The sequence below is a fragment of the Aeromonas taiwanensis genome (genome assembly GCF_000820165.1).
GTDB classification, from domain to species: domain Bacteria; phylum Pseudomonadota; class Gammaproteobacteria; order Enterobacterales; family Aeromonadaceae; genus Aeromonas; species Aeromonas taiwanensis.
The window spans coordinates 20951-27284 of sequence record NZ_CDDD01000082.1 but is presented as its reverse complement, the minus strand read 5'-3'; the positions used below and the strand labels follow the sequence as shown (position 1 = coordinate 27284).

Below are 6334 nucleotides of genomic sequence, written 5' to 3'. Positions count from 1 at the left end.
GGGCGAAGCCGCCACGGGCGTGAGGCAGGCTGTCGGCATAGGGAATGTAGGGCTTGATGTCGACGACGGGGGTGCCATCGAGCAAGTCCACCGCCCCCAGCTCCAGCCAGAGCTTGCCCCGTGCCCGGCCGACGCCGTGCAGCTCGACCACGGAGAGGCCGAGGGGGTTCGGGCGGAAGGTGGAGCGGGTGGCAAAGACCCCGACCCGCTCGTTGCCGCCGAGGCGCGGCGGGCGCACGGTCGGATGCCAGCCCTGGGCCATGGTCTGGTGAAACACGAAGCTTATCCAGAGATGGGAGAACTGCTCGATGCCGCGCAGCACGTCCGGCTGATCGTAGGGGGGAAGCAGCTCGAGGCGGGCGCGGGCCGAGGCGACCAGGCCGGGCTGGCGGGGGATGGCGAACTTCTCCTTGTAGGGAGAGCGGATGATCCCGAGGGTATCGATGTCGAACTTCATGGCGGGTCCTGGCTGAAAACCCCGGCAATGTAGCACAGGCGGGCCGAAAACGCAGGCACCCTGGCGGCCGGGGCGTTGCCGCCACCCTGTGATCCGGGTCGCAGACCCGGGGGCGCGGGGCTGTGCCCGGGCGTGAACTTGCGTAGGGTGGTGCGCAAAGGAGATGCCGGACGTGGCCAGGGCGCCACGCCGCACAGGAGAGACAGGGATGAAATTGCTGATTATCGGCGGCACCGGCTTCCTGGGCCGCCACCTGACCTCGCTGGCCCTGGACTGGGGCCACGAGGTGACGCTGTTCAATCGCGGCCACCGCCAGCACCCGGACTGGCGCGAGCTGACCCGGTTGCAGGGGGACAGGGATCTCGACCTGACGCCCCTGCAGGCGGACGGGCTGCACTGGGATCTCGCCATCGACACCTGCTGCTATCGCCCCGAGCAGGCAGAAAGGCTCTCAGATGCCCTGCTGGGACGCTGCGAGCGGCTTATCTTCATCTCCACCATCAGCGTCTATCGTGACTTCGCCCGGCCCGAGATGGATGAGTCGGCGCCGCTGCACGAGATGGGGGATCCGCTCCCGACCGACTACGGCCCGCTCAAGGTGTGGTGCGAGGCGGCCTATCGCGAGCGCTGGGGAGAGCGGCTCTGCATCCTGCGCCCCGGTGTGCTCTGCGGCCCCTTCGACCCCACCGGGCGCCTGGCCTGGTGGGTGAGGCGGGTGCAGCAGGGCGGGCCCTGGCTGCTGCCGGGGGAGGGGCAGGACAGGCTGCAATACCTGGATGTGCGCGACTGCGCAGAATTTGTGTTGCGGGCCGCCGAGCAGCGGCTGGAGGGTTGCTTCAATCTGCTCAAGCCCGGCATCGCGCTGGCGGACTGGGTGGAGCGCCTCGCCGCCCGGCTGGTGCCGGCGACGGCACTGCAGCCCCAGTGGCGGCCCTGGGCCGCCCTGATAAAGGCGGGGGTCGAGCCCTGGCAGAGCTACCCGACCCTGTTGCCCAGCACGCAGGCGGAGTATGCGGGTTATGGCACCATCAGCGCCGAGGCCGCCATCGTCCACGGCCTGAACTTCCGCCCCCTGGAGGAGACGGTGGCCGATCTGGTGGAGTGGCTCGCGAGCAACCCGCAGGGGCCGCTGGCGGGCATGAGCCGGGCTGAGGAGGAGGCGCTGCGCCGGCGGCTGGGGGAGGCCTGAATAAGGGGGTACAGGGCAATAAAAAAGAGAGGGCACCCCGGTGCCCTCTCTGCTTTCATTTTGCCTCAGGCGTCAGCGCAGGAGCGCGCCGCACTCGGTCAGCAGAGCCCTCAGCACGCTGCGATGGCAGCGGGACTCCTGCTCGCAGTAACAGCCGACCGACAGGTTGGTGGTGTGGGAGAGGGCGGCAAGCAGGGCCAGATCGTGCTTCGCGGCCGGGGTGGCCATCTCGGCCTTGTACTGCTTGCAGAAGGCGGTCCACTGGGCCGGGGTCTCGGCGCTCTGGCCCAGCTTCATGGTCTCGGCGCTGGGGGCCAGGTTGGGGAACCAGACGTCGTACCAATCCTGGCTGGCGAATTCCGCCTTGGGCACGCCGCGGGGCGGGCGGCGCACGGTACCGATACGCAGCCCCTCGTCCGCGAGGCGGGGGCTGCCGAGACGCACTATGGCCACTGCCATGGCGGGCTCCTTACTTCTCTTCGGCCACTTTCAGTGCCTGGCCGTAGCAGATCACCTGCTTCAGGCAGCCCGGCACGTCGCTGAACTCGGCGCACTTGTCGAAGCTGACACCGTTGCCGCCCATGTCCGCCACGCGGCGGCGGGCCAGGGTGCGCGCCTCGCCGGCATTGGGCACCGCCTGATTGGCATCGCTCTGGCAGGATTCCCCCTCGACGGTGCCGAGGTAGAGGTAGTTGAGATCGGCGAGCTCGCTTGGCTCGTAGATGCGGACGCTGCCCGGCTTGAAGTATTCGTCGAAGTTTTCCTTGTCCAGATTGCTGTTGAAGGAGAAGTCGGCGCAACCGGAGGCGATGAGGGGCAGCAATAGAATCAGGCGTTTCATGTCGATGTCTTGTTGAACGGTGAGAGGGGCATTATAGGGGCCAGTCGCTGCCTGCGACCAGCCCCATTTTTGGCCAGGTGGGAAGGGTGTGACGGGGATCAGGCCGAAGCCAGCACGCTGGTGCAGGTGCCGGTAGTGGTCGTCAGTGAGCAGGTCTCTGGATGAGAGAGGGGTGCACCGGCGCCCCTCGTGTGACTGCTGTCAGGCCGCAGCCTCCCACTGGTGCAGGCTGCGGTAGTTGTCGTCGGTGAGCAGGGTCTCTGGATGAGAGAGGGGCGCCCCGGCGCCCCTCGTGTGACTGCGATCAGGCCGGAGCCAGCCGTTGGTGCAGGCTGCGGTAATAGTCGTCTGCGAGCAGCGTCTGGTGCGGGGCGCACAGGCGGATCCGCCCCTCTTCCATCAGGGCGACCCTGTCCATCCGCTCCAGCCCCAGCAGGCGGTGGGAGATGAGCAGCAGGGTGCGATCGGCCCCCAGGGTCAGCAGCAGATCCATGATCTCCCGCTCGGTCTGGCTGTCGAGCCCCTCGGTCGGCTCGTCCAGCAGCCAGAGCGGCGCGTCGTGCAGCAGGGCGCGGGCGATGCCGATGCGGCGGCGCTCCCCGCCGGAGAGGGGACGGCCGCCATCCCCGAGCCAGGCGTCCAGCCCGGCCTCGGCCTGCTCTTCCTCATTATCAAGCAGGCTGGCAAGACCCACTTGGGTGAGCACCTCCGTCAGCCGCTCGTCGCTGGCGGTGGGGGCGGCCAGCTTGAGGTTGCCGCGCAGGGTATCGGCAAAGAGGTGAACCCGCTGGCTCACGACGGAGCAGGAGGCGCGCAGCGCACTCTCGTCGTACTGGGTCAGGGGTCTGCCGTCCAGCAGGATCTCCCCGGACTGCGCCGTCCACTCCCGGGTCAGCAGCCCCATCAGGGTGGACTTGCCGCAGCCGGTCTGCCCCAACAGCGCGAGCTTCTCGCCCGCGTGCAGTTGCAGGGTGCAACCCTGCAGCACGGGGCCGTCCTGGTCCGGATAGGTGAAATGGACATCCCGCATCTGCAAGGTGCCCGCGCTGGCGGGGGCCTGATCCTCTCCCCACGCTGGCGCCCTGGCCTCCTGCAGGATCTCGTTGAGGCGACGGGCCGAGGTGAGGCTGGTAGATAGATGCTGGAAGGCGCCCGCCAGCGGCAGCAGCGCCTCGAAGCTCGCCAGGGTGGCGAACACCATCAGCGCCGTGATGGGGTCGGGGACACTGCCCCCGACGCCGTGACCGGCCAGCCAGAGCATCAGGGTCAGGGTCCAGCCGCTGAGCAGCTGGACCGAAAATGCGGCCAGACCGCTGACCCTGGCCATGCGGGCCTGGGCCTGGATCAGGGCCCGCTCCGCCTGCTGCAACTCGGCGAGCGCCCCGGGGGCGGCGGCGAACATCTGCAGTTCGGCATGACCGTCCAGGTAGTCCACCAGGCGGGTGCGCAGGCTGGACTTCTCGGCGATGAGCCGGCGGCCCGGTGCGCGCCCGGCAAAATAGAAGACCAGGGGCAGGGCCAGCATGCCAAACAGCAGGATGGCGCCCAGGGTGAGGGCGAGGCGGCTGTCGAAGAAGGAGAGGAAGAACACCAGCCCGGCACAGCTCAGCAGCGCCGCCCCTATGGGGGTGATGAGGCGCAGGTAGACGTGATCCATGGCGTCGATGTCGGCCACCAGGCGGTTGAGCAAGTCCGCTTGCCTAAAGCCCGCCAGGGAGCCGGGGGAGAGGGGGGAGAGCTTCTCCCAGAACCAGACCCGCAGCCGGGTCAGTACCCGGAAGGTGGCATCGTGGCTCACCACCCGCTCGCCCCAGCGGCTGGCGGTGCGCACGATGGAGAAGAAGCGCACCCCGCCCGCCGGGGTCATGTAGTTGAAGGTGTCCCGGGTGGCGACGGCCAGCCCGGCCACCGCGGCAGCAGAGAGGAACCAGCCGGAGAGGGAGAGCAGCCCCATGCCAGCCACCAGGGTGACCAGGGCCAGCAGCAGGCCCAGGGAGAGGCTGAGCCAGTGCTGGCGATAGAGACGCAGGAACGGCAGTAGATCAGTCATCGAGAGAGTCTCCGAAACCTTGTGACTGGTGCTGGGACAGGAGGCGGGCGAAGGGCCCGCGGGCTTCGCTGAGCCGTGCGAACTGGCCTTGTTCCACCAGCTGGCCGCGCTCCAGCACCAGGATGTTGTCCATCTGGCTGAGCTGGTCGAGGCGATGGGTGATCATCAGCAGGGTCTGGCCTTGTGCGGCCTGCTCGAGCGTGCCCATGATGGCGCGTTCCGAGTGGCGATCCAGGCTGGCGGTGGGTTCATCCAGCACCATCATCTGGGTCTCCTTGAGCAGGGTACGGGCCAGGGCGATGCGCTGGGCCTGACCGACGGAGATACCGCCGGCCTGATCCCCGACGCGGTAGTCCAGCCCCTTCTCCTTGACGAAGGACCAGGCCTCTGCCCGTGTCAGCACCGCCTCGAGCTCCGCATCGCTCGCAGCGGGCTTGGCCAGCAGCAGGTTGTCACGCAAGGAGGCATGGAAGAGCTGCGGATTCTGGGAGAGCCAGCCCAGTTGCCGGCGCCACTGGCTGATGTCCAGGGTGTGGAGCTCCACCCCGTTGACGCGAAGGGAACCGCGATAGGGGGCAAAGCCGAGCAGGGCGTTGACCAGGGAGCTCTTGCCCGCCCCGCTGATGCCGACCAGGGCGGTGCGCGTGCCGGCTTCCAGGGTGAAATCGAGGGGGCCGACCAGCACCTTGCCCTCGGCGCTCAGCACCTCCAGGGCGCAAGCCTCCACCCTGACGGGCCCCTGGGCGTGGAAGGGGGTCGTTCCCGAGGCCGGCTCGCTGACCTCGGCTTCCAGAAACTCCAGCAGCTGTTCGGCGGCGCCGATGGCCTGCGCCTTGGCGTGGTAGTGGGCGCCGAGCTCCCGCAGGGGGGCGTAGAACTCGGGGGCGAGGAAGAGCACGAACAGGCCGGTAAAGAGCGTGACCTTGACGCCATAACTGCCAAAGTTGAGGTGATCTATATAGGAGAACCCGAAATAGACGGCCACCAGGGCCACTGCGATGGCGGCGAAGAACTCCAGCACGGCGGTGCTCAGGAACGCGAGGCGCAGCACCTCCATGGTGCGCTCGCGAAAATCTTCCGACGCGTCGCGGATGGCGTCACCCTCCGCCCGGGTGCGCATGAAGAGTTGCAGGGTACGCAACCCCTTGAGGCGATCGAGGAAGTGACCGGAGAGGCGTGCCAGCGACTGGAAATTGCGGCGGTTCGCATCGGCAGCCCCCACCCCCACCAGGATCATGAAGAGCGGGATCAGGGGGGCGGTGCCGAGCAGGATCAGGCCCGCCGCCCAGTTGACCGGGAAGACGGAGACCAGGATCACCAGGGGGATGAAGACGGCTATGGCTATCTGGGGCAGATAGCGGGAGAAGAAATCCTGCATCTCTTCGATCTGCTCGAGCAGCAGGCTGGCCCAGCTGCCGGCGGGGCGGCGCTGGATATAGGCGGGGCCGAGGCGGGCGAGGCGGGTGAGCACCAGCTCGCGAATGGCCTGACGCACTGCGCTGCCTGCCTTGAAGCTGGCCACCTCGCGCCCATAGGCCAGTGCGGCCTTGGTCAGGGTCACCAGCAGCAGGCTGATGAAGAGGGGGGCGGATTGCTCAGGGCTCGAACCCTCGATGATGAAACCGTGGAGCAGGGTCGCCAGCAGCCAGGCTTGCATCACCATCAGGACGCCCTGACCCAGCCCGAGGGCGATGGAAAAACCGATCCAGCGTCGGCCATGGCCCGACTGCTTGCGCAACCAGCCATAGAGATGTTTCTGCCTGTTCTTGTCCATTCACCGCCTCCTCAAATGAGTGG

General features: G+C 67.8%; 6 protein-coding genes. 1 reads left to right on the top strand and 5 read right to left on the bottom strand.

The window, feature by feature from the left end; all coding sequences use genetic code 11:
- Nucleotides 1-457: tRNA (N6-threonylcarbamoyladenosine(37)-N6)-methyltransferase TrmO (gene tsaA, locus BN1136_RS14280; RefSeq protein ID WP_043808745.1), on the bottom strand; the 457-nt coding region annotated here is incomplete at its 3' end.
- A gap of 208 nt (nt 458-665) precedes the next feature.
- Here tsaA and BN1136_RS14275 point away from each other — a divergent pair.
- On the top strand, nt 666-1646 hold the full coding sequence (locus BN1136_RS14275; protein ID WP_043759005.1) for an NAD-dependent epimerase/dehydratase family protein: 981 nt from the start codon (nt 666-668) through the stop codon (nt 1644-1646).
- A 72-nt stretch (nt 1647-1718) separates the two neighbouring features.
- Here BN1136_RS14275 and BN1136_RS14270 read toward each other — a convergent pair whose 3' ends face one another.
- The 4 genes from BN1136_RS14270 to cydD all read right to left on the bottom strand — a co-directional run bounded on the left by BN1136_RS14270 (nt 1719) and on the right by cydD (nt 6311).
- Nucleotides 1719-2105, bottom strand: coding sequence for a DUF488 domain-containing protein (locus BN1136_RS14270; RefSeq protein ID WP_043759007.1), 387 nt, complete (start codon nt 2103-2105; stop codon nt 1719-1721).
- Between the two features lie 10 nt (nt 2106-2115).
- Nucleotides 2116-2487 (bottom strand): Rcs stress response system protein RcsF, encoded by a 372-nt coding sequence (rcsF, locus tag BN1136_RS14265; RefSeq protein ID WP_043759008.1) that lies wholly within the window; start codon nt 2485-2487, stop codon nt 2116-2118.
- A gap of 304 nt (nt 2488-2791) precedes the next feature.
- Nucleotides 2792-4537: a heme ABC transporter ATP-binding protein/permease CydC gene (cydC, locus tag BN1136_RS14260; RefSeq protein ID WP_043759010.1), complete on the bottom strand. Its 1746-nt coding sequence runs from the start codon at nt 4535-4537 to the stop codon at nt 2792-2794.
- Nucleotides 4530-6311: a heme ABC transporter permease/ATP-binding protein CydD gene (cydD, locus tag BN1136_RS14255; RefSeq protein WP_043759012.1), complete on the bottom strand. Its 1782-nt coding sequence runs from the start codon at nt 6309-6311 to the stop codon at nt 4530-4532. Before cydD ends, cydC begins: the two co-directional genes overlap by 8 nt.
- Nucleotides 6312-6334 lie beyond the last annotated feature (23 nt).

What these genes read in the sequence shown, in the direction of transcription:
- cydC (WP_043759010.1), bottom strand. Translation starts at nt 4,537, where the DNA reads ATGACTGATCTACTGCCGTTCCTGCGTCTCTATCGCCAGCACTGGCTC.
- BN1136_RS14270 (WP_043759007.1), bottom strand. Translation starts at nt 2,105, where the DNA reads ATGGCAGTGGCCATAGTGCGTCTCGGCAGCCCCCGCCTCGCGGACGAG.
- cydD (WP_043759012.1), bottom strand. Translation starts at nt 6,311, where the DNA reads ATGGACAAGAACAGGCAGAAACATCTCTATGGCTGGTTGCGCAAGCAG.
- BN1136_RS14275 (WP_043759005.1), top strand. Translation starts at nt 666, where the DNA reads ATGAAATTGCTGATTATCGGCGGCACCGGCTTCCTGGGCCGCCACCTG.
- rcsF (WP_043759008.1), bottom strand. Translation starts at nt 2,487, where the DNA reads ATGAAACGCCTGATTCTATTGCTGCCCCTCATCGCCTCCGGTTGCGCC.